General features: G+C 33.5%; 1 pseudogene. It reads left to right on the top strand.

The annotated features are described in order from the left end of the window. Positions 1 to 168: 168 nt before the first annotated feature. Positions 169 to 351 (top strand): annotated as a pseudogene (locus tag CWB66_RS21370) (thiamine biosynthesis protein ThiC); the annotation flags it as partial. Between the last annotated feature and the right edge of the window lie 19 nt (positions 352 to 370).

Raw genomic sequence — 370 nt, 5'->3', positions numbered from 1 at the left:
AATGAATTCGGGTGATTTAAAAAGTCATAGCTTTAGGCTATTTTTTATTAATTATTACTTTTATAGGTTTACGTGAAATAATTAACTCGCTTTACCTGTCTTATACCCCAAGTATGAGAGCTATTACAGCTTTTAAAAGCATTAAATATAAAATTATAAGAGGTCCAAATGGAATTTACGAATAAACGCACCATCCTAATTACAGCATCTTTATTGTTGGTGTTAGCGATATCACAGGCTATTTTTTCTGCCCTTTACAGTGCTCAAATTAGCTTTTCAAGACAGTTTGCTTGGGGACTAGAAGCACTCGTTTTTACTTTACTTGTTGCCTTTTCGGGTTCTGCCATGGTGTGTAGTGGTCAATAAAATT

Source organism: Pseudoalteromonas sp. S558 (assembly GCF_005886635.1).
GTDB lineage: Bacteria > Pseudomonadota > Gammaproteobacteria > Enterobacterales > Alteromonadaceae > Pseudoalteromonas > Pseudoalteromonas aliena.
Note: the sequence above shows the minus strand (reverse complement) of the source record. Positions and strands in the feature narration are given on the sequence as shown.